Source organism: Nocardioides nanhaiensis (assembly GCF_039542785.1).
Classification (GTDB): Bacteria; Actinomycetota; Actinomycetes; order Propionibacteriales; family Nocardioidaceae; genus Nocardioides; species Nocardioides nanhaiensis.
Genome location: NZ_BAABIM010000004.1, coordinates 357,573 through 378,113, shown reverse-complemented (window position 1 = coordinate 378,113; position 20,541 = coordinate 357,573). Strand labels below are relative to the sequence as shown.

Annotated in this window: 20 protein-coding genes; 19 read left to right on the top strand and 1 reads right to left on the bottom strand. The window is 72.8% G+C overall.

Features of this window, described 5'->3' with window-relative positions:
- Positions 1–8: 8 nt before the first annotated feature.
- The 14 genes from lepB to ABD948_RS18750 all read left to right on the top strand — a co-directional run bounded on the left by lepB (position 9) and on the right by ABD948_RS18750 (position 13,687).
- Positions 9–821 (top strand): signal peptidase I, encoded by an 813-nt coding sequence (gene lepB / locus ABD948_RS18815; RefSeq protein ID WP_345268801.1) that lies wholly within the window; start codon positions 9–11, stop codon positions 819–821.
- Positions 822–844: 23 nt separating this feature from the next.
- On the top strand, positions 845–1,585 hold the full coding sequence (locus ABD948_RS18810; RefSeq protein ID WP_345268798.1) for a ribonuclease HII: 741 nt from the start codon (positions 845–847) through the stop codon (positions 1,583–1,585).
- Complete coding sequence (locus ABD948_RS18805) at positions 1,582–1,890, top strand: DUF2469 domain-containing protein (RefSeq protein ID WP_345268795.1); 309 nt, start codon at positions 1,582–1,584, stop codon at positions 1,888–1,890. The genes ABD948_RS18810 and ABD948_RS18805 overlap by 4 nt, the downstream gene beginning before the upstream one ends.
- A gap of 143 nt (positions 1,891–2,033) precedes the next feature.
- Positions 2,034–2,507, top strand: a complete 474-nt coding sequence (locus ABD948_RS18800; RefSeq protein ID WP_345268793.1) for a TadE/TadG family type IV pilus assembly protein — start codon at positions 2,034–2,036, stop codon at positions 2,505–2,507.
- On the top strand, positions 2,504–4,300 hold the full coding sequence (locus ABD948_RS18795) for a pilus assembly protein TadG-related protein (protein ID WP_345268791.1): 1,797 nt from the start codon (positions 2,504–2,506) through the stop codon (positions 4,298–4,300). The genes ABD948_RS18800 and ABD948_RS18795 overlap by 4 nt, the downstream gene beginning before the upstream one ends.
- Positions 4,301–4,478: 178 nt before the next feature.
- Positions 4,479–4,973 carry a TadE/TadG family type IV pilus assembly protein gene (locus ABD948_RS18790; protein WP_345268788.1) on the top strand — a complete coding sequence of 165 codons (495 nt, stop codon included), beginning with the start codon at positions 4,479–4,481 and terminating at the stop codon, positions 4,971–4,973.
- A 1-nt stretch (position 4,974) separates the two neighbouring features.
- Positions 4,975–6,762 (top strand): pilus assembly protein TadG-related protein, encoded by a 1,788-nt coding sequence (locus ABD948_RS18785; RefSeq protein ID WP_345268785.1) that lies wholly within the window; start codon positions 4,975–4,977, stop codon positions 6,760–6,762.
- A gap of 106 nt (positions 6,763–6,868) precedes the next feature.
- Complete coding sequence (locus ABD948_RS18780) at positions 6,869–7,378, top strand: TadE/TadG family type IV pilus assembly protein (RefSeq protein ID WP_345270421.1); 510 nt, start codon at positions 6,869–6,871, stop codon at positions 7,376–7,378.
- A complete protein-coding gene (locus ABD948_RS18775) occupies positions 7,378–8,976 on the top strand; it encodes a pilus assembly protein TadG-related protein (protein WP_345268779.1) in 1,599 nt (532 codons plus the stop codon). The genes ABD948_RS18780 and ABD948_RS18775 overlap by 1 nt, the downstream gene beginning before the upstream one ends.
- 126 nt (positions 8,977–9,102) lie before the next feature.
- On the top strand, positions 9,103–9,471 hold the full coding sequence (locus ABD948_RS18770; protein WP_345268777.1) for a YraN family protein: 369 nt from the start codon (positions 9,103–9,105) through the stop codon (positions 9,469–9,471).
- Positions 9,471–11,087 carry a YifB family Mg chelatase-like AAA ATPase gene (locus tag ABD948_RS18765; protein ID WP_345268773.1) on the top strand — a complete coding sequence of 539 codons (1,617 nt, stop codon included), beginning with the start codon at positions 9,471–9,473 and terminating at the stop codon, positions 11,085–11,087. The genes ABD948_RS18770 and ABD948_RS18765 overlap by 1 nt, the downstream gene beginning before the upstream one ends.
- Positions 11,084–12,289, top strand: a complete 1,206-nt coding sequence (gene dprA, locus ABD948_RS18760) for a DNA-processing protein DprA (RefSeq protein WP_345268769.1) — start codon at positions 11,084–11,086, stop codon at positions 12,287–12,289. Before ABD948_RS18765 ends, dprA begins: the two co-directional genes overlap by 4 nt.
- A 49-nt stretch (positions 12,290–12,338) precedes the next feature.
- Positions 12,339–12,710, top strand: coding sequence for a hypothetical protein (locus tag ABD948_RS18755; protein ID WP_345268765.1), 372 nt, complete (start codon positions 12,339–12,341; stop codon positions 12,708–12,710).
- Positions 12,711–12,775: 65 nt separating this feature from the next.
- Complete coding sequence (locus ABD948_RS18750; RefSeq protein ID WP_345270408.1) at positions 12,776–13,687, top strand: tyrosine recombinase XerC; 912 nt, start codon at positions 12,776–12,778, stop codon at positions 13,685–13,687.
- Positions 13,688–13,706: 19 nt separating this feature from the next.
- Here the strand turns inward: ABD948_RS18750 and ABD948_RS18745 are convergent, their stop codons facing one another.
- The gene (locus ABD948_RS18745; protein WP_345268763.1) at positions 13,707–14,345 is read right to left on the bottom strand and encodes a M23 family metallopeptidase; all 639 of its coding nucleotides are present in this window, start codon (positions 14,343–14,345) and stop codon (positions 13,707–13,709) included.
- Between the two features lie 504 nt (positions 14,346–14,849).
- Between ABD948_RS18745 and rpsB the strand changes: the two genes are divergently transcribed.
- The 5 genes from rpsB (at position 14,850) to ABD948_RS18720 (ending at position 20,521) form a co-directional block, all read left to right on the top strand.
- The gene (gene rpsB, locus ABD948_RS18740; protein WP_345268760.1) at positions 14,850–15,851 is read left to right on the top strand and encodes a 30S ribosomal protein S2; all 1,002 of its coding nucleotides are present in this window, start codon (positions 14,850–14,852) and stop codon (positions 15,849–15,851) included.
- Between the two features lie 48 nt (positions 15,852–15,899).
- Positions 15,900–16,709: a translation elongation factor Ts gene (gene tsf, locus ABD948_RS18735; RefSeq protein WP_345268757.1), complete on the top strand. Its 810-nt coding sequence runs from the start codon at positions 15,900–15,902 to the stop codon at positions 16,707–16,709.
- A gap of 85 nt (positions 16,710–16,794) precedes the next feature.
- On the top strand, positions 16,795–17,934 hold the full coding sequence (locus ABD948_RS18730; RefSeq protein WP_345268756.1) for a phospholipase D-like domain-containing protein: 1,140 nt from the start codon (positions 16,795–16,797) through the stop codon (positions 17,932–17,934).
- 166 nt (positions 17,935–18,100) lie between these two features.
- Positions 18,101–19,222 (top strand): SPFH domain-containing protein, encoded by a 1,122-nt coding sequence (locus ABD948_RS18725; protein WP_345268755.1) that lies wholly within the window; start codon positions 18,101–18,103, stop codon positions 19,220–19,222.
- Positions 19,223–19,264: 42 nt separating this feature from the next.
- A complete protein-coding gene (locus tag ABD948_RS18720) occupies positions 19,265–20,521 on the top strand; it encodes a hypothetical protein (protein ID WP_345268754.1) in 1,257 nt (418 codons plus the stop codon).
- Positions 20,522–20,541: the final 20 nt, after the last annotated feature.

Genomic DNA, 20,541 nt, shown 5'->3' with positions numbered 1-20,541 from the left:
CTCCGCGCGTGAGCTCCGAGCACACCGACGCCGACCGCGAGGCCACCCACACCGAGGTCGACCCTGACGGTCGGCCCGAGGGCGGTCCCTCGCGGCGTCGTCTCTCGCTGTGGCAGGAGAGCGTCCTGCTGCTGGCGCTGGCCGTCGTGCTGGCCGTCGTCATCAAGTCGCTGTTCCTGCAGGCCTTCTACATCCCCTCGGCCTCCATGGAGCCGGGCCTGGTCAAGGACGACCGGATCCTGGTGCAGAAGGTCTCCTACTGGTTCGGCGGCAGCCCGCAGCGCGGTGACGTCGTCGTCTTCGAGGACCCCGGTGGGTGGCTGAGCCCGACCGAGGAGACCGGCCCCACCAACGCCTTCACCAGTGCGCTGTCGGCGGTGGGCCTCTACCCCTCGGGCGGTCACCTGGTGAAGCGGGTCATCGGCGTCGCCGGCGACACCGTCGAGTGCTGCGACGAGGAGGGGCGCATCCTGGTCAACGGGCAGCCCCTCGACGAGGACACCTACATCCTCGACGAGGACCTGGAGTGCAACGGCCCGATGCCGGGCACCTGCACCACCGGGGGCTGGAGCGCCGGACCGGTGCCCGAGGGCGAGATCTTCGTGATGGGCGACAACCGCGCCAACTCGGCCGACTCGACCGTGCACCTGTGCACCGAGGGCGTCACCGACTGCACCCTCGACCCGTTCGTGAGCACCGACCTGGTGGTCGGCAAGGTCTTCCTCAAGGTCTGGCCGCGCGACCGGATCGGCGGCGTCGGCCGCCCCGCGAGCTTCGACGAGGTCCCCGACGCCGAGGGCGCCGCGGTCGGCGCTCCCTGAGCCACGACCGACGACGAGGACCGGTGTCGCAGCTGCCCCGTGGCCTGACCGTCCGGCGCGACGCCGGGCTCTACGGATACGAGCGCGCCCTGCGCCGTCACGGGTTGGACGTCGTCGCAGGCGTCGACGAGGCCGGCCGAGGAGCCTGTGCCGGGCCCCTGGTCGCAGGTGCCGCCGTGCTGCCGCCCGGCAAGGCGGGTGTGGTGCCCGGGCTGGCCGACTCCAAGCTGCTCACCGAGCGGGCGCGCGAACGCGCCTACGACGAGGTGGTGCGGCGCGCCGTCGCCTGGTCGGTGGTGGTGATCGACCACGAGGAGTGCGACCGGCTCGGGATGCACGTGGCCAACATCGAGGCCCTGCGCCGGGCCGTGGCCACGCTCGAGGTCCCGGTCGACTACGTGCTCACCGACGGGTTCCCGGTCGACGGCCTCGGTGTGCCCGGGCTCGCGGTGTGGAAGGGCGACCGGGTGGCCGCCTGCATCGCCGCTGCCTCGGTGCTGGCCAAGGTGACCCGGGACCGGATGATGGTCGAGCTGGACCGCGCGTGGCCGGCCTACGACTTCAAGACGCACAAGGGCTACATCACCGACACCCACACCGCGGCGCTGACCGAGCACGGCCCCTGCCCGGTGCACCGGCGGCGGTTCGTCAACGTGCGGCGGGCCGCGGGGCTCGAGCCGGCGGACGCGGGGCACAATGGGCCCGGTCAGTCACCGGAGCAGGTGCCGGGTGGTCAGCGGTCGGGTGGAGGAGAGCACGCATGAGTGCCGAGGAGCTCGAGAAGTACGAGACCGAGCAGGAGCTGACGCTCTACCGCGAGTACCGCGACGTCGTCGGCATCTTCAAGTACGTCGTCGAGACCGACCGCCGCTTCTACCTGTGCAACCAGGTCGACGTGAAGGCGCGCACCGAGGCCGACGACGTGTTCTTCGAGGTCTCCATGTCGGACGCGTGGGTGTGGGACATGTACCGACCCGCCCGGTTCGCCAAGACCGTCAAGGTGCTCACCTTCAAGGACGTCAACGTCGAGGAGCTCGCGGAGAGCGACATGCAGCCGCCCAAGCCCTGAGGTTTCGGTCCGCCGTTCGGTCAGACCTCCTAGTCGTCGCGGGTCATCTTCCCTCGCGCGGGCTGACCTGGGATCCGTGGCGTCCTACCGTTCTGGTGGGAGGAGTGGGCACCGGCCCACCGGCACGGGCAACGGGAGGTGCGATGCGAGGCGTCCAGGGCCGTCGACGCGTTGAACGCGGCGCCGCCGCGGTCGAGTTCGCGCTGGTGGCCCCGCTGCTGCTGGTGATCGTCTTCGCGATCATCTCCTACGGCGTCATGTTCAGCTTCCGACAAGGCCTGAGCCAGGCCGCCGCCGAGGGTGCGCGGGCCGCTGCGCTGGCTCCGGCGACGCCCACGAGCACCACCTTCGGGGCGGCAGCCAAGGCGCGCACGGCCGTGGCCGCCGCCCTGGGCAGCGGGTACAGCTGCTCGACCACCGGGAACCTGCTGATGCGTGGCACCACCACGGTCGGCACGTGCACCGTCACGAGCCCCGCCTCCTGCACCACGGCTTCCTGCACCTACTCGGTGCGGCTGGTCTACCGCTACGACGACCACCCGCTGGTCCCCACGTTCCCCTTCGTGCCGGTGCCCGAGGAGCTCGTCTACGTCGCCTCCGCCCAGGGCAACGGATGAGAGCCCGGCCGGTCCGGCCGCGTGGTGTCCGGTGTGACGACGAGGGCGGCGCCGTCGCGCTGACCGTCGCCCTCTGCGTCACCCTGCTGGTGCTCGTGGCCTCCTACTGCGTCGACCTCGGCATGCAACGGGTCGTGCGCGCCGACATGCAGTCGGTGGCCGACGTCGCCGCGCTCGACATGGCGCGGGCGCTGGGGCGCGGCGTCGCCCCTGGCACCCCGGCGTGGGACGCCGCGCTGCGCGCCAGCCTGGAGGCCAATCCGGGCAACCTCGGCGGCTCCACCACGCACGCGGCCCCGTGGGTGTGCACCACCCACGCGTGCGCGAAGGCCACCGTGGGGGTGGTCGACGGCAACAACGTCTTCAGCAGCACCATCCCCGCCGGCCGCCAGCCCAGCGCCGTCGAGGTGCAGACGACCGCGTCGGTCGACTTCGCCCTGCAGGCCGGCAGCGGCTCGGCGACCAGGTCGGCCATCGCCGCCCTGAGCTCCTCGGCCTGCTACAAGCTCGGCTCCTGGGCAGCCCGCGTCAACTCTGCCGACTCGGTGCTCCTCAACCCGGTGCTGCGCCAGCTGGCCATGCAGTCCGGAGCCTTCAGCAACGGCGGCACGGTGAGCGCCCTGGACTACAAGGCCCTGGCCGGCGCGACGGTGAACCTCAACCAGCTCGCTGCCGGACTGGGCGTCGCCTCGGTCGACCAGCTGGCCACCTCGACGGTCAAGCTGCGCGACCTCTACTCGCAGGTCCACGCGCTGGCACAACCGCGCAACAGCACCGCGATCACGATCCTCGACAGCCTGCGGGCCACCTCGAGCACCCAGACCACGATCGCCCTGTCGAAGGTGATCTCGGTCGTGTCAGGGTCGGGCTCGGTGCTGGACGCCCAGGCCAACGCGCTCGACCTGGTCGGCGGGTCGATCTCGGCGCTCAACGGCACCAACGCGGCGAACGTCTACCTCGGCGCCACCATCCCGAGCCTGACCTCGGCGGGACTGGAGGTCCGGCTGCTCCAGGGTCCCAAGCAGTACTGCGGCAGCCCGGGCAGCTCCGGCACCATCGGCGTGCGGTCCGACGTCGAGCAGCTGCGCGCGCGGGTCGGCGGCCAGCTGGCACCGACCACCCTCGACTTCGCGATGTCGCCCATCACCGACGTGCTCGCCGGCGTGGCCTCGGCGCAGATCACCGCGGAGAACTACGCGACGTTCGACTTCTCCGTGGCAGGCACCTCCTCGAAGCTGAAGTCGGTCAGCTGCGGACCTCCTGCCGGGGTCACGCTCGAGGTCGACAACGGTCTGGCGACCGTCACCTTCTCGACACCGCTGCGGGCACGGGTCCGTGCCTCGCTCATCCGGACCCTGGGCCTGGCCGACGTGGTCATCGACGTCAACGCCACCGTCGACGTCACGGTGGAGCTCGGCACCAAAGGTGTCACCTCGATGTCCCTGGCCGTCCCCCCGCAGAGCTTCGACACCCCCTACCCGACCAGCAGCGGTGGCGTGAACATCAAGAGCGTGACCGCCCGCAGCGGCGCCAGCGTCAACGCGCACGTCGCCCTGCTCAGTGGCCTGCTCGGCGCCGGGGTCAGCCTGAACGCCGGGCAGCAGTCCGCCATCCTCTCCGCCGTGCTCGGCAACGGCATGGCGGCGCTGCTGAGCCCGACCGATTCCCGCAGCCTGAGCAAGACGGTCTTCGACCCGGTGCTCGCACTGATCGGCGCGAGGGTCGCCGGCTCCGACGTCATCCTCGACTCCAAGCCCGCGCTGAACTGCGGCACGCCACGCCTGGCCGGCTGAGGCGACCAGACGGAACACACCGATCGGGGCAGGACCGCGGCCGATCGGCCCGACTTGCTAGTCCTCCCGGGTCATCTCTGTCCGGGGGTGCAGACGCGGGGTCAGTGGGCGCCCTACCGTGCACGTGAGCGGAGGGAGGCCGCTCGTCAGCGACGTCGTCACATCCCTGGGAGGGACCATGCCGGGCAGCCGTACCCGCCCGCGCGCCAGCAGCCCCCGCGAGGAGCGCGGGGCCGCTGCCGTCGAGTTCGCCCTGGTCGCGCCGCTGCTGGTGTTCCTGCTGTTCGCGATCATCGCCTACGGCTACATGCTCAGCTTCCGTCAGTCGCTCAGCCAGGCCGCCGCCGAGGGCGCGCGCGCCGCGGCCGTGGCGCCCACCGCGCTGACCACCGACCAGAAGAAGACCAGGGCTCGCTCGGCCATCAACGACGCGCTCACCAGCTACGGCGTCTCCTGCACCAGCTCCGGTCAGCTCATGCGCGGCACCAACCCGGCAGGCACCTGCGTCATCACGCTGCCGCGCTCGTGCACCACCAGCACCATCGGCGGGCTGTGCGCCCAGGTGAGCCTCGACTACACCTACAAGGACGACTCGCTTCTGCCGGCACTGCCCGGTGTCGGGATCGTGCTGCCCGAGCACCTGCAGTACTCCACCGAGTCGCAGGTGAGCTGACATGGTGCGCTGGCTCGCCGTCCGGCACCGGGCCCGCGACGAGCGCGGCGCGGTGGCCCTGACCGTCGGCATCGTCAGCACGGTGCTGGTGGTGCTCGCGTCCTTCGCCGTCGACCTCGGCATGCAGCGGGTGGCCCGGCGCGACATGCAGGCGCTCGCGGACTCCGTCGCGCTCGACCTCGCCCGGCTCGTGGACGGCCGCACGGCGGACCAGATCATCGCGGGGAACGCGAAGATGCTGGGGATCGCGGCTGCCGCGGCGGCCAGCGAGGCGCGCAACGAGGGCGCCGCACTCGGCGACGACCCGACCGTCACGTGGACGCTGATCACCCTCGACGTGATGGGCGACCCGGTGCGCGCCGCGGACGGGACGCCCGTGGCCGTGACCGGTTCCGCGGTGCCCCAGGCGGTGCTCGTCAACGCCAGCACGACCGTCGACTTCGCGTTCAGCGTCGGCAGCGGTGGGGCGGCCCGCACGGCCATCGGCGCCTCGGAGTCGATCGCCTGCTTCGCCCTGGGGTCGTTCGCCGCCGCCGTCAACAGCGGCAACTCCGCGCTGCTGGACAGCCTGGTCAAGGACGCGATCAACGTGAACGTGGCCGGCTACATGGGTCTCGCCGACGCCAGCGTGACGCTGCGCAGCCTGGCCCTCGAGCTCGGCGCCGGCACCGTCGAGGAGCTGCTCAAGCTCGAGAAGCTGACCCTGCGGCGTCTCTTCCTGGCCTCCGCCGCGGCTCTGCAGCGCGAGAGCGGACAGGCTGCCGACATCGCCCTCCTCAACAGCCTCTCCGCCGCCGTCGACAGCACCTTCGTGCTCGACTTCGCCGACCTGATGACCGCGACCGCGGGCGGTCAGGCGGCGCTCGACACCCAGTTCAACCTGCTCGACCTCGTCGGCGCCTCGGCCTTCGTCGCCAACGGCGAGAACTTCCTCAGCACGCCCGTGTTCTGGAAGGTGCCGCAGTTCTCCAACGGCGAGGCCGGCCTGCAGGTGATCCAGCGGCCCCAGCGGGGCTGCGGACGAGTGAACGAGACGGTGGCGGAGACCGCTCAGGTCAAGCTGTTCGCCCGCCCCAAGCTCAACGTGCCGACGATCCTGGGGCTCTCGGGCCCTTCCGTGCCGGTCGAGCTCGACATCAGCCTGATCGGCGCCAAGGGCACGCTGCGGACCATCACCTGCGGCGCGGGCACGACCGACAGCCCCGAGTCGATCTCCGTGCAGATCGAGCGCTCGGCCGTCTCCTCGGTGAGCCTGAAGATCCCGCTCAAGCTGTCGGGTGAGATCCGGGCCAGCGACCTGCTGAGCAACCTCTCGGTGCTCGGGCTGGACGGCCTGCTCGGCAGCACGCGTGTCACCGTCGACCTGTCCATCAACGCCGGCGTCTCGATCAACGCCAGCCCGACCAGCAGCACTGCGACCTACTCGGTGCCACCGCGGACCTACGGGCAGGCAGAGCGGGTTTCCGGTGCTGCGACGACGCTCGTCCCGCACGTGACCATCGATGCTGCTGACATCAGCGGCACCGTCAAGGTGGTGACGAGCGGACTGCTGGGCAGCACGACGACGATCCTGGGTACGGGAGAGCTGCTCAGCAGTGGTGTCCTCAATCTCAACGCCCTCACCCAGGAGCTGACCCAGAAGAACGTCCTGCCCGGCATCAACGACTTCATCGACCAGGTCAACGTCTTCCTGGAGCCCACCCTCAACCTGCTGGGCGCCAGTGCCGCCGGTGCCGACCTGTTCATGTTGCCCCGACCCATCTGCAACAGCCCCTCGCTGCGCGGCTGACGCCGGGCGGACGCTCGGCAAAATCGCGTGAAGCCCTGCGAGCGGCGCCTTCCCCCGGCATACTGATGCGCGGGGGTTGGGACGCTGGTCGTCCCGCCCCTTTTGCATGCGCTGGGACGACTACGGGACAGGACACATGGTGGGTCGCCGGGAGGGGCGGGACCGCCGTACCGAACGGGGTGCGGCGGCGGTCGAATTCGCCTTGGTGGTCCCGCTGCTGGTGCTGCTCCTGTTCGGGATCATCAGCTACGGCGTGATGCTCAGCTTCCGGCAGACGCTCAGCCAGGCCGCGACCGAGGGTGCGCGAGCCGCTGCCGTCACGTTCCTCTCCGACGACAAGCGCGACGAGGCGACGTCGGCCGTGGCTGAGGCCCTCGACAGCTTCGGCCTCACCTGTGGCGCCGGCGGGACCCTGCTGCGCGGAGGCACGAGGGTTGGTCGGTGCGAGATCTCCGACCCGGGGACGTGCACGCCGGCGGCGGCTGAGGGTGTCGAGTGCGTGACCGTCCGCCTGGTCTACGACTACGCGGAGAACGCTCTGGTGCCCTCGTTCCCGGGCGTCGGTGTCGTCCTGCCGGACACGCTGACCTACTCGGCCCAGGCCCGGGTGAGCTGATGTCCCGGACGCGCCGCCGCAACGACGAGCAAGGAGCAGTGGCCGTGATGACCGCGGCCATCGTCATGGTGCTCGTGCTCGTGGCGGCCTTCGCTGTCGACCTCGGGATGCAGCGGGTGGCCCGAGCCGACATGCAGTCGTTGGCCGACGTGGTGGCACTCGACCTCGTGCGCGAGCTCGACGGGCAGCGCACCGTCGCCGAGCTCACACCGCTGATGCCCGGGTTGGCGGCGGCCAGCAGGGCGCGCAACGGCGGCACGCTCGGGGACACGCCCGACCTGGACGTCGAACTCGGCAAGCTCGAGGAGGACGGCAGCTTCACCGAGCTGTCGGGCGCGGCGGTGCCCACCGCCGTGCGCGTCACCTCGGCCACCGAGGTGGGGTTCGCGTTCGTGCCGGGTTCGGGAGGAGCGGTCCGCAGCGCCGTTGCCGACCTGGCGGCCGGTGCCTGCTTCACCATCGGCTCCTACGCTGCCCGACTCGACACCGGCGAGTCGCCGATCCTGGGTCCGCTCCTCGGAGCGCTGGGATCGGGAATCACGCTCAGCGCCGCAGACTACAACGGCCTGGCCAACGCCGATGTCGACCTCGTCGACATGCTCGGCGTGGAGGTGGGGGCGGTGACGCTGGAGGAGGCGGTGCGTGGCAACCGGTTGGTCGGTCTGCGCGACTACTACCTCGCAGTCGCCGAGGTGCTCGGGCGCGAGTCGGGGAACACGGCCCAGGTGGAGCTGCTGCAACGGCTCGCGGGCAGCGTCGGTGCCGCGCAGCTGCAGGCAGGTGACCTGCTCGGCCTGGACACGGGGGGCTCCGCGGGGCTCGACGCCGCGCTCAACGTCTTCGACCTGGTGACCGCCGGGGCCGCGGCCGCCAACGGTCAGAACGGGCTCTCGCTGCCGGCGACCAACGTGAACCTGGCACCGCTGGCGAACGTGCGCTCCAGCATCAGCGTGATCGAGCCGTTGAAGCAGGGCTGCGGGCGCAAGAACAACCCTGGCGCCACCGCCTCCTCGACTCAGGGCACCGCGACCCTCTCGGCCTCCGCGGCGGACGTCAACGTGCCGGGCCTGCTGCGCACCCGGGTCTCGCTCTCCGGCACCGTGAAGGCCGCGAGCGCCAAGGGCCGCCTGACCGACGTGCGCTGCGACCCGCTGGGCGTCACGGTCGCGGTCTCCGACGGGCTGCTCGACATCGACCTCACACTCGAGGTCACGGTGTACGCGCGGGTCCTGTTCGTGGAGATCCCGGTGGTGAGCGGGCCGATCCGCATCACGGGCCGCAAAGACATCGAGAGCGACGTCGTCGTCAACGTCCTCGGCGAGGACTACGACACGGGGTCCCTGGCCGGCTACGGGAGCTCGGGGTTGCCGGCGCTGACCGTGAACACCTCGGGGCTGGCCCTGGTGGGTCTCCCGGTCGGGATCGTCCTGGGCCCCATCCTCAACGCACTGACGACCGGCCTGGTCAACCCTCTCGTCGCCTCGCTCGACAGCCTCGTCATCGCGCCCCTGCTGAACACTCTCGGCATCGACCTCAGCGGTGCCGACGTGCGGGCGCGGCCCACTCCGAAGTGCGGGGAGCCCGCCCTGCGCGGCTGATCTTTCCGTGAACGACCCACCTCTCGTTCACAGCCGGCGATCGGGCTCTGCGCTCTCCACAGGCTGGAGCGACCCGTGTGCCCGACGCGCGAGAGCGGGTGAGTCTCTGCGGCAAGGAGGTCGCAGATGACGACGACGGCGGCAAGGCAGGCCCTGGGGGCCTACGGGGAGCAGGTGGCGGCGCGCTACCTGCAGGAGTGCGGGTACGAGCTGCTCGACCGCAACTGGCGGTGCGAGCGCGGAGAGCTCGACCTGGTGCTACGGCACGGCGACGTGCTGGTGGTGTGCGAGGTCAAGACACGCAGCGCCGCCCAGGCCTGCGGCACGCCCCACGAGGCGGTGGGGCCGCGCAAGCTGCAGCGCCTGCAGCGGCTCGCGCAGCTGTGGCAGGAGGCGCACGGGCTGCGCGCCGACGAGGTGCGGGTCGACCTGGTGGCCGTGCTGCGGCCCGACCGGGGACGCGCCGAGGTCGAGCACGTGGTGGGGATCGGCTGATGCCGCACGCCACCACCAGCACCGTCGCGCTCACGGGCGCGCTCGGTCACCACATCGACGTCCAGGCCGACGTCTCGCCCGGGTCGGTGAGCACGACCCTGATCGGTCGGCCCGACGCCTCGCTGATGGAGGCCAAGGACCGCTGTCGGATGGCGATCATCAACAGCGGGCTGGCCTGGCCGGCCACCAAGCGGACCACGATCCTGCTCTCGCCGGCCGACCTCCACAAGCGGGGCACCCACTACGACTTGGCCATCTGCGTCGCGATCCTGGCCGCGGACGCCCAGGTGCCGCCCGAGACGCTGCCGGGCACCACGTTCATCGGCGAGCTCGGGCTCGACGGCGGCCTGCGCTGCGTCCCCGGCGTGCTGCCCATGGTGCTCGCGGCGGTCGAGCGCGGCGCCCGGCGGGTCTTCGTGCCCGAGCCGCTCGCAGCCGAGGCCGCGATGGTCGAGGGCCTGGAGGTGCTCGGGCTGCGCTCGCTGGAGCAGGTGGTGGCCGAGCTGCGCGGCGACCTGGTGCCGGGTGCGCCGCCGGTGCCGCCGATGGCGAGCAGCAGGCTGCTGGCCTGGCGGGGCGACGAGCGGCTCGAGGAGCTCGACCTCGCCGACCTGCGCGGCATGCCCGACACCCGGCTCGCCGTCGAGGTGGCTGCGGCCGGCGGCCACCACCTGCTGCTCAGCGGACCCAAGGGGTCGGGCAAGACCAGCATCGCCGAGCGGATCCCCACCATCCTGCCGCCGCTGAGCCGCGAGGAGTCCCTCGAGCTGACGGCCATCCACTCCCTGGCAGGCATCCTCGACCCCGCGCACGGGATGCTCACCCAGGCCCCCTGGTCGGCGCCGCACCACGACGCCTCCAAGGCCAGCCTGGTGGGCGGAGGATCCGGTCGGGTCACGCCGGGCGAGCTGAGCCGCGCCCACGGTGGGGTGCTCTTCCTGGACGAGTTCCCCCTCTTCCGGGTCGACGCGATCGAGGCGCTGCGCCAGCCGATGGAGTCGGGCGAGGTCACGATCGCGCGGATGGGGGAGTCGGCGACGCTGCCGGCGCGCGGGATGGTGGTGCTGGCGTGCAACCCCTGCCCGTGCGGCGACTACACCGAGAAGGCCGGCAGCAACCGCTGCACCTGCCGCGAGACCACGCGTCGCGACTACCGCCGCAAGCTCAGCGGTCCGATCGTCGACCGCGTCGACGTGGTCCGGCACGTCGCGCCGCTGGCACCGCACCAGGAGTTCGACCGGTTCGACGTCGGGGAGCCGTCGTCGGTGGTGCGCGAACGGGTCGCGCTCGTGCGCCTGCGCCAGGCCGAGCGCTACCAGGGATGCGCCTGGCGCCTGAACGCCCACGTGCCGGGCGCGGTGCTGCGCGAGCGGTGGCCCCTGGAGCAGTCGGCGCAGTCCCTCGTCGACGAGGACGTCTACCAGGGGCGGTTGACCCGTCGTGGCGCCGTCCGTGTGCAGCGCGTGGCCTGGACGCTCGCCGACCTGGCCGCGGTGCGGTCCGGCCTGCCCGGCTCCGAGCAGCACCAGCCCGGCGGTGACGAGGTGGAGGTCGCCCTGGCGCTGCGCCACGGGGCGCCGCTGCCCTCCCGCGCGCTGCACCTGGAGGCCTCGTGACCACGCCCACCGTGCCCACCACCGTGCCCACCGCCGATCCGCGTCGGACCGAGCGAGAGGCCCGGGTCAGCCTCTCGATGCTGGCCGAGCCCGGCGACCTGCGTCTGGGTGGCTTCGTGGACGCGCTCGGACCGGCGGGCCTGCTCGCGGCCCTGCGCGAGGGTCGCGCCGAGGACGCGGAGGTCCGTGGCCTGGTCGCAGACACCGCGCTGCGCGCCCAGCAGGCCGACGGTGCGGCCGAGCTCGCGCGCGCCGCTCGCCTCGGCATCCGCTTCGTCATCCCGGGCGACGACGAGTGGCCGCCTCAGCTCGACCACCTCGCCGTCGCCGGTCAGAACCACGAGCGCGGCGGCGTCCCGCTCGGCCTGTGGGTCCGCGGCCCGCTCCCGCTCCAGGCGCTCGAGGGCTCGGTGGCGCTCGTGGGGTCGCGGTCCTCGACCGGGTACGGCGAGCAGGCCGCTGGCGACATCGCCGCGATGGTCGCGAGGGCAGGCCGCATCGTGGTCTCCGGCGGTGCCTTCGGCATCGACCAGGCAGCCCACCGGGGCGCGATCGGCTCGCACGCCCCGACGGTGGCGGTGCTCGCCTGCGGCGCCGACCGGGTCTACCCGCAGGCGCACAGCGACCTGCTGGGCCACATCCGCGAGCACGGCGCGGTGATCTCCGAGGTCCCCCTGGGCGCAGCCCCGCTGCGGCACCGCTTCCTGGCCCGCAACCGGCTGATCGCGGCCCTGACCCGCGGCACGGTGGTGGTCGAGGCCGCCCAGCGCAGCGGCGCGCTCAACACCGCCACCTGGGCCACGCGACTGAACCGGGTGCTCATGGGGGTGCCCGGTCCTGTCGGCAGCGCCGCCTCCGGCGGGGTGCACCGGCTGCTGCGCGACGGACGCGCGGTGCTGGTCTGCGACGGCAACGACGTGCTCGAGTCGGTCGGCAGCGCCGGCGAGCACCTGGTGGAGGAGGTGCGCAGCCCCGACACCGCGCGCGACGCGCTACCGCGCCGGACGCGCCAGGTGCTCGACGCAGTACCGGTGGTGCAGGGGGCGAGCAGCACCTCGGTGGCGCGGACGGCCGGGGTCGAGCTGGTGGCCGCGCAGCAGGCGCTGCTGGACCTCGAGGCGCGAGGCTTCGTGGAGCGTGGTGATGCCGGGTGGCGACTCTCGGACCGGGAGGTGCCCTCGCAGCTGCGAGCGGCACCCTGACGGCTCCGAGGTGCCTCGGCTGCCCCTCGCTGCTCCGTACGATGTGGACATGCTCAACGAGACGCAGTCGGCCGGCGAGGTCTTCGACGTGCACCTGGAGACGCCCACGCAGCCCGCGGGGATCGCGCGCAGCGTCCTGCGCGGTGCCGCCGCGCTCGCCCACCAGCTCGTGGGGGACTCACTCCATCCCTCCGCCGGTGACCTGGTGGTGCGCCGTCGCGCGGACGACTCCGAGGTCATGCGTCTCGACGCCGGCGACGGCGAGCAGGCGGCCTACCTCGTGGACCACGTCAAGGCGCAGCTGGCCGAGCTCACGGTGGTGGAGTTCGAGGAGGCCTGGACGCTGGACGGGCCGGGCCCCACCGACACCAGCGACACCAGCGACACCAGCGACACCAGCGACACCAGCGAACCCTCGTGACCACCGGCCCGGCGGTCGAGGACGTCGCGCCGACCGAGGCACAGCCGCAAGAGCTCGGTGAGGTCCTGCCGGAGTCCTTCGCGGGTGTGCTGGGCAGCTACGAGCGCCACCTGGTCGCCGAGCGCGACCTGACCCCGCACACCGTCCGTGCCTACCTCGGCGACGTCGCCGGCCTGCTGGAGCACGCGCACCGGCTCGGTGCCACCCATCCGGACGACCTCGACCTGCGCGCCCTTCGCAGCTGGTTGGCCAAGCAGCATTCGATGGGGCTGACCCGCACCACCCTGGCCCGCCGTGCGACCGCCGCGCGAGTGTTCACCGCGTGGCTGGCCCGCACGGGGCAGGTGACCACCGACCCCGGCGCCGCCCTCGGGTCGCCCAAGGCTCCGCAGACGCTGCCCGCGGTGCTCGGCGCCGACGAGGCCGAGCAGCTCATCCGCGCCGCAGCCGACCTGGCCGACGACGGCAGTCCCGTCGGGTTGCGCGACGTCGCGATGCTGGAGCTGCTCTACGCCACCGGCATCCGCGTCGGCGAGCTCACCGGGCTCGACGTCGACGACCTCGACGACGGTCGCCGGGTGGTGCGCGTGCTGGGCAAGGGGCGCAAGGAGCGCACCGTCCCCTACGGGGCACCCGCCGCCCGGGCGCTCGACCACTGGCTCGACCGTGGACGCCGGCAGCTGGCCCGGGAGGGCTCGGGCCCGGCGCTCTTCCTCGGTGCCCGCGGCGGGCGGATCGACCAGCGCGCCGTGCGCACCCTGGTGCACCGGCGCATCGCCGAGGTGCCGGGTGCGCCCGACATCGGGCCCCACGGTCTCCGACACACGGCCGCGACCCACCTGCTGGAGGGTGGCGCGGACCTGCGCTCGGTGCAGGAGCTGCTGGGTCACGCCTCCTTGGCCACCACGCAGCGCTACACCCACGTGACCACCGACCGGCTCCGTCGCGCCTACCGCCAGGCGCACCCCCGCGCCTGACCAGGCTCGGGCCCGGCCCTCACCGGCGGGCGCCGAGCAGCCCGCCGACGACGCCGGCGAACGCCGAGCCGAGGGGAGTGGCGGTGGTCGCCGCCGGGGCGTCGCGCCACAGCGGCAGCAGCCGCACGGGCGCCGCCGGCACCAGCCGTAGCGGGTCCAGGTAGGTGCGCTCGCCCGCGATCCATCCCCAGTGCAGGCAGGCGCGCGGCAGGCAGTGCGAGCCGCCGGCCTCCAGGTGACCGATCCGTTGCCCGGCCGCCACCTGCTCGCCGACGGCGACGACGCCCGCCACCGGCTCGTAGGTGGTGCGGGTGCCCCCGTGCGCGACCACCAGGACCCCGCGGCCCGCCAGCCTGCCTGCGAAGTAGACCCGACCGGGCAGCGCTGCCAGCACGGGCTGTCCCACGACCCCGCCGAGGTCGACCCCGCGGTGCCCCGCGGCGTACGGCGTGCTCGGCGGGTCGAAGCCGTGCACCACCGGGGGCTCGGGGGAGAGCGGCCACACGCCCACCGGGTCGACGCCCCCCGGTGGCACCGTGCCGGCCCCGACAGGGCCGGCAAGCAGCGCCACGCAGACGACCGCGACCGCGCTGACGACGGAGGTGCGCGGCAGCCGACGAGCGCGAGGGGACCGACGTGACCGGTGGGCGGTGACCATGGGGGGCAGCCTGCTCGGTGCCGGGCGACGTGGCCACCGATGAGACCCACCCTGTGGAGGGAACGGTCGCGTGACCCTGCCCTGTGGACGGTGACCGGGCCGGACCGCACCCGGCGCGGGCGCGGACGGGCGCGGACGGGCGCGGACGGGCGCGGACGGGCGCGGACGGGCGCGGACGGGCGCGGATTGGTCTGCCACCGGTCCGGCGGCCTATCCTGGGCCGACCACCCATCCGTGGGTGGAATTCGCACGTCCGCAGACCACGAGCGGGGCAGCACCTCCGGCCCCGCACCACCCGTGGGCGTCGGCTCCAGGTCCCTCCGGGTCATCCGACCCGGTCGGTGGGGTCGCGCGCAGGCGTCAGGGCCACCGGCACCCGCCGGGGGCGGCAACTACAAACACCGACACCGGAGCACCACCCCGGTGCGTCCTCCTCCGGCCCGCGGGCCGGGCAGGCAAGGGCGCACGCACGGGAGCGGGCTCCACACAGGAGAAGAAACCCTCATGGCAGTCGTGACCATGCGCCAGCTCCTCGAGAGCGGCGTCCACTTCGGACACCAGACCCGTCGCTGGAACCCGAAGATGAAGCGCTTCATCATGACCGAGCGCAACGGCATCTACATCATCGACCTGCAGCAGTCGCTGGCCTACATCGACCGCTCCTACGCCTTCATCAAGGAGACCGTCGCCAAGGGCGGCACCGTGATGTTCGTCGGCACGAAGAAGCAGGCGCAGGAGGCCATCGCCGAGCAGGCCACCCGCGTCGGCATGCCCTACGTGAACCAGCGCTGGCTGGGCGGCATGCTCACCAACTTCCAGACCGTGCACCAGCGGATCAACCGCCTCAAGGAGCTCGACGAGATCGACTTCGACGACGTGGCCGGCAGCAGCCGCACCAAGAAGGAGCTGCTGCAGATGCGTCGCGAGCGCGACAAGCTCAACAAGTCGCTCGGCGGCATCCGCGAGATGGGCCGGGTCCCCTCCGCGGTATGGATCGTCGACACCAACAAGGAGCACCTGGCGGTCGAGGAGGCGCGCAAGCTGCGCATCCCGATCATCGGCATCCTCGACTCCAACTGCGACCCGGACGTCGTCGACTTCCCGATCCCGGGCAACGACGACGCCATCCGCGCGGTCGGCCTGCTCACCCGCGTGATCGCCGACGCCGTCGCCGACGGCCTGATCGCCCGCTCGGGCGGCAAGGGCGAGAGCACCGGCACCACCGACGAGCCGCTGGCCGAGTGGGAGCGCGAGCTGCTGGGCGGCGACGCCGAGCAGGCCGCCGTGGCCGCCACCGGTGGCGACGCCACCCAGGCCGCCACCGAGACCCCGGCCTCCGAGGCCACCGGCGCCTCCTCCGAGGGTGCCGAGTCGGCTCCCGTCGCCGAGGCCGCCGAGGCCCCCGCCGAGCAGGTTGCCGAGACCACCGAGGCCCCGGCCGCGGAGTCGGCCGACGCGCCCGCCGAGCAGCCCGCCGAGACCACCGAGGACGCCGCGCAGGCCTGAGCCCGCCCGGCTTCCCCCACCCACCACAGATTCGAGGGATCACGACACATGGCAATCTCTGCTGCCGACGTCAAGAAGCTCCGTGAGCAGACCGGTGCCGGGATGATGGAGTGCAAGAACGCGCTCGTCGAGACCGACGGCGACTTCGAGGCGGCCATCGACCTGCTGCGCACCAAGGGGGCCGCCAAGGCCGCCAAGCGCGGCGCCGAGCGCGAGGCCTCCGCGGGTCTCGTGGCGCACGCTCCCGGCGTGCTGGTCGAGCTCAAGTGCGAGACCGACTTCGTCGCCAAGAACGACGACTTCGTCGCCACCGCCCAGCGCATCGCCGACGCCGCCTCCCAGGCCGGTGCCAGCGACGTCGAGGGGCTGCGCGCGGTTGCGCTCGACGGCTCCACCGTGGGCGAGGTCGTCGACGGCCTGGCCATCAGCATCGGCGAGAAGATCGAGCTGGGCCAGTTCGTCCGCTTCGACGGCAACGCCGTGGCCTACCTGCACAAGCGGGCGGCCGACCTGCCCCCCGCCGTGGGTGTGCTGGTGGAGTTCGAGGGTGACGCCGACGCCGCCCGCGCCGCCGCCATGCAGGTGGCGGCCATGCGCCCGCAGTACCTCACCCGCGAGGAGGTGCCGGCCGACGTCGTCGAGCACGAGCGCTCGATCGCCGAGGCCACCTCGCGCGAGGAGGGCAAGCCCGAGCAGGCGATCGCCAAGATCACCGAGGGCCGCCTCAACGGCTTCTTCAAGGACGTCGTCCTCCTCGAGCAGCCCTCGGTCACCGAGAACAAGAAGACGGTCAAGGCCGTCCTCGACGCCTCCGGCACCACGCTCAAGCGCTTCGCGCGCTTCGAGGTCGGCGCCTGACCTGAGCGCTCGCACGAACCCCGGGGCCGGTCGCACCAGCAGGTGCGGCCGGCCCCGTCGTGCGTCCGCCGCACTCGGCCTCGCGGTGGCCCTGGGCCTGGTGCTGACCGGCTGCCCCGCCGGGCAGGACCCACCCGGTGGCGCCCCCACCGACCCGGGGGCGCTGCCGGGGCAGACCGGTGCGCTGGACGGGCCCTTCCGGGTGCCCGCGCGCGTGCTCTTCGCCGATCCCACGGCCGAGGGTGAGGAGGAGCAGAACACCACCGTGCGCAGTCTCGTGGAGACGATCGGCCACACCCCGCCCGGCGCCACCATCCGGATCGTGGCGCACTCGTTCTCGCTCGTGCCCGTCGCCGAGGCCCTCGTCGCAGCCCACGAGCGCGGCGTGCGCGTGCAGGTGCTCAGCGACCGCAGCGTCTCGGCCGACTGGAAGGGGCCGACGCTGCTGCGCGAGGCCCTCGGCACCGACCGCCGGGCCGCCTCCTTCATCCACCTCGCCCCCGGCGAGCTGCACCAGAAGAGCTGGACCTTCAGCCGCACCGGCGACTCGCGCGACGTCGTGATGCTCGGCTCCATGAATCTCACCTACGTCTCCTCGCGCCAGTTCACCGACGTCGTCACCTACGTCGGCCGACCGCGGGTGCGCGAGGTGCTCGACCGCCGCTTCGTCCAGCTGCGGCGCCAGCTGCCGGACCCCGACCCGCTCGCGGGCGTCGACCTGGGCCGCGGCGACCGCGCCTGGTTCTTCCCCACGACCGACGACGGCGGCGACCCGGTGCGCGCGATCCTCGACGCCGTCCCGCCGCAGGGTGCCCGCATCCGGGTGGTCATGTACGCCTGGCTCGACGAGCGCGGGCTCGACCTGGCCCGCCTGCTGGTCGACAAGGCGGCAGCGGGTGCGCAGGTGCAGGCCGTGCTGGGCAGCAGCGTGGGCCCGCAGGTGCGCGAGGTGCTGGCCGGTACCGATGTCGAGGTGCTCGACGGCGTGCTCGAGCGCGGCGACCCCCACACCAAGCTGACCGTGCTCTCCTACCCCCGAGAAGGTGCACCCGACGGGCGGACCCGCCTGGTGCTGACCGGATCCGACAACTACACCACCCGCTCGCTCGGCAGACCCGAGCTGCTCCTGGGCCTGGACGGCGACACGCCGTCCGGGCGGACCCGCCACGCGGCCTACGAGCGGTTCGTCGACCGGCTGGTCGCCCGGATCCGCCGCGAGGCGTGAGCGCCCCCGGACCAGCACGGGGTCGCGCCGGAGTTTGCCGCGGACCAGACCGGGGCATGGTCTCGCCGCCGACGCCCCCGCACCGACCCCCTGGAGCCGCTAGCGTCGCCTGGGTCGCCGGTGAGTGCCGTCGACCACCACCCCGTTGAGAAGTGAGGATCCGACCATGGGCCTGCTCGACTCCATCCGCGGCGAGTTCATCGACATCATCGAGTTCCTCGACGAGTCGCGCGACACCATCGTGTGGCGCTTCCCGCGCCACGACAACGAGATCAAGATGGGCGCCAAGCTCGTCGTCCGCGAGGGCCAGCAGGCCGTCTTCGTCAACGAGGGCCAGATCGCCGACGTCTTCGAGCCCGGCACCTACACGCTCGAGACCCAGAACATGCCGGTGCTCTCGACCCTCAAGGGTTGGAAGTACGGGTTCGACTCACCGTTCAAGGCCGAGGTCTACTTCGTGGGCACCCGGCTCTACACCGACCTCAAGTGGGGCACCCAGAACCCGGTGACCGTGCGCGACGCCGAGTTCGGCATGGTGCGCCTGCGTGCCTTCGGCGCCTACGCCCTGCAGGTCGTGGAGCCCGCCAAGCTGCTGCGCGAGCTGGTGGGCACCGACCCGCAGTTCAAGACCGACGAGGTCTCCGAGTTCCTGCGCCAGACCATCGTCAGTCAGGTCGGCACCGCCCTGGCCACCTCCAACGTGCCGATGCTCGACCTCGCGGCCAACCAGCAGACCATCGGCACCGCCCTGGCCGGCGCCATCACCACCAACGTGGCCGACATGGGTCTCTCGGTCCCGCGGCTGGTCATCGAGAACATCTCGATGCCGCCCGAGGTGGAGGAGGCGCTCGACAAGCGCACCCAGATGGGCGTGCTGGGCAACCTCGACCAGTACACCAAGTTCCAGGCGGCCGAGGCCATCGGCGACGCCGCCAACAACCCCGGTGGCGCCGGAGAGGGTGTCGGCCTGGGCATGGGCATGGCGCTGGGCCAGCAGATGGCCAACGCGATCGCCGGTCAGGGTGCCGGCGCCCAGGGTGGCCAGGCCGGCGGGGGAGCCCCGCCGCCCCTGCCCGCCTCGGCCAAGCCGTGGTTCCTGGCGGTCGGGGGCGCGCAGGTCGGCCCGGTCGACGCCGCCGACCTGCCGGCGCGGATCGCCGCCGGCGAGCTCACTCCCACCACGCTCGTGTGGCAGGACGGCATGCCCACCTGGACCGCGGCCTCCGAGCTGCCCGCCCTGCAGGGGTTGTTCCCCGCGACGCCGCCGCCCCTGCCGCCGCAGGGCTGACCCCCGCCCACCCGGCCCCGGCACACCGACGAGGAGCTCCCCATGTCGACCGACCAGCCCAGCTCGCCCCCGCCGCTGCCCGGCCAGGCGGGCCCGCCCGCCGGCGGCCCGCCGCCGATCCCCGGTGCCGCGCCCGCCGGTCCGCCGCCCGCCGGCCCCCCGCCCGCCGGCCCGCCGCCCGCCGCTCCGCCGCAGACGGCGACGGCCCCGGCCGGCGGTCACCTGCTCTCGACCTGCCCCACCTGCGGGTCGCAGACGGCGTACGCCCCCGGCACCACCCAGCTGCGCTGCACCTCGTGCGGGGCCGCCCTCGACATCGCCGAGGTCGACGCCCAGATCACCGAGAACTCCTACGACGAGTGGAAGCAGCGCAGTGGCGACGTCGTCGTGGCGTCGCTGGGCGAGTACGTCATGCGCTGCCGCAACTGCGGCGCCACCACCGAGACCCGCGACCTCGCGGGCTCCTGCCAGTTCTGCCAGGGAGCGCTGGTGGCCGTCGAGCACCCCGAGGGCCTCGTGCGGCCCGAGGCCGTCGTCCCCTTCGGGATCGACCGCGGTGCCGCGCAGGAGGCCTTCGGCACCTGGGTCCGCTCGCGACGGTTCGCACCCAACGCGCTGAAGAAGGTCGGCACGACCGAGGGCCTGCAGGGCACCTACGTGCCGCACTGGACCTTCGACGCCCAGACCGCGACCGACTACGTGGGCCAGCGCGGCGAGTACTACTACGTGACCATGACCCGCACCGTCTCCGACGGCAAGGGCGGCACCCGCACCGAGACCTACCAGCAGCGGCGCACCCGCTGGCACCACGCCCGTGGCCACGTCGACCGCTTCTTCGACGACGTGCTGGTGCGCGGCACCGAGCGCGTCGACCCCGAGCGCCTCGACGAGATGGGCCCGTGGAAGCTGGGGGACGCGCGGCCCTTCCAGCCCGAGTTCCTCACCGGCTACTCCGCGCTGCGCTACGACGTCGACCCGATGGCGGGCGCCAAGCTGGCCCGGGCACAGATGCGCCCGGTGATCCGCCAGGACGTCGAGCGCGACATCGGCGGCGACGAGCAGCGGGTCAAGGACATGGACGTCACCTACTCGCGGGCGACCTTCAAGCTGGTGCTCCTGCCGCTGTGGATGGCCACCTACCTCTACGGCGGCAAGACCTGGCAGGTCTTCGTGAACGCCAACACCGGCGAGGTCGTGGGGGACCGGCCCTGGAGCGTGCCCAAGATCGTCGCGGCCTCGGTGGCTGCGGCGCTGGTCGTCGCCGCGATCGTGTTCCTCGTCATCCGGATGCGCAGCTGAGCTCCCGGACGGCGCAGGCC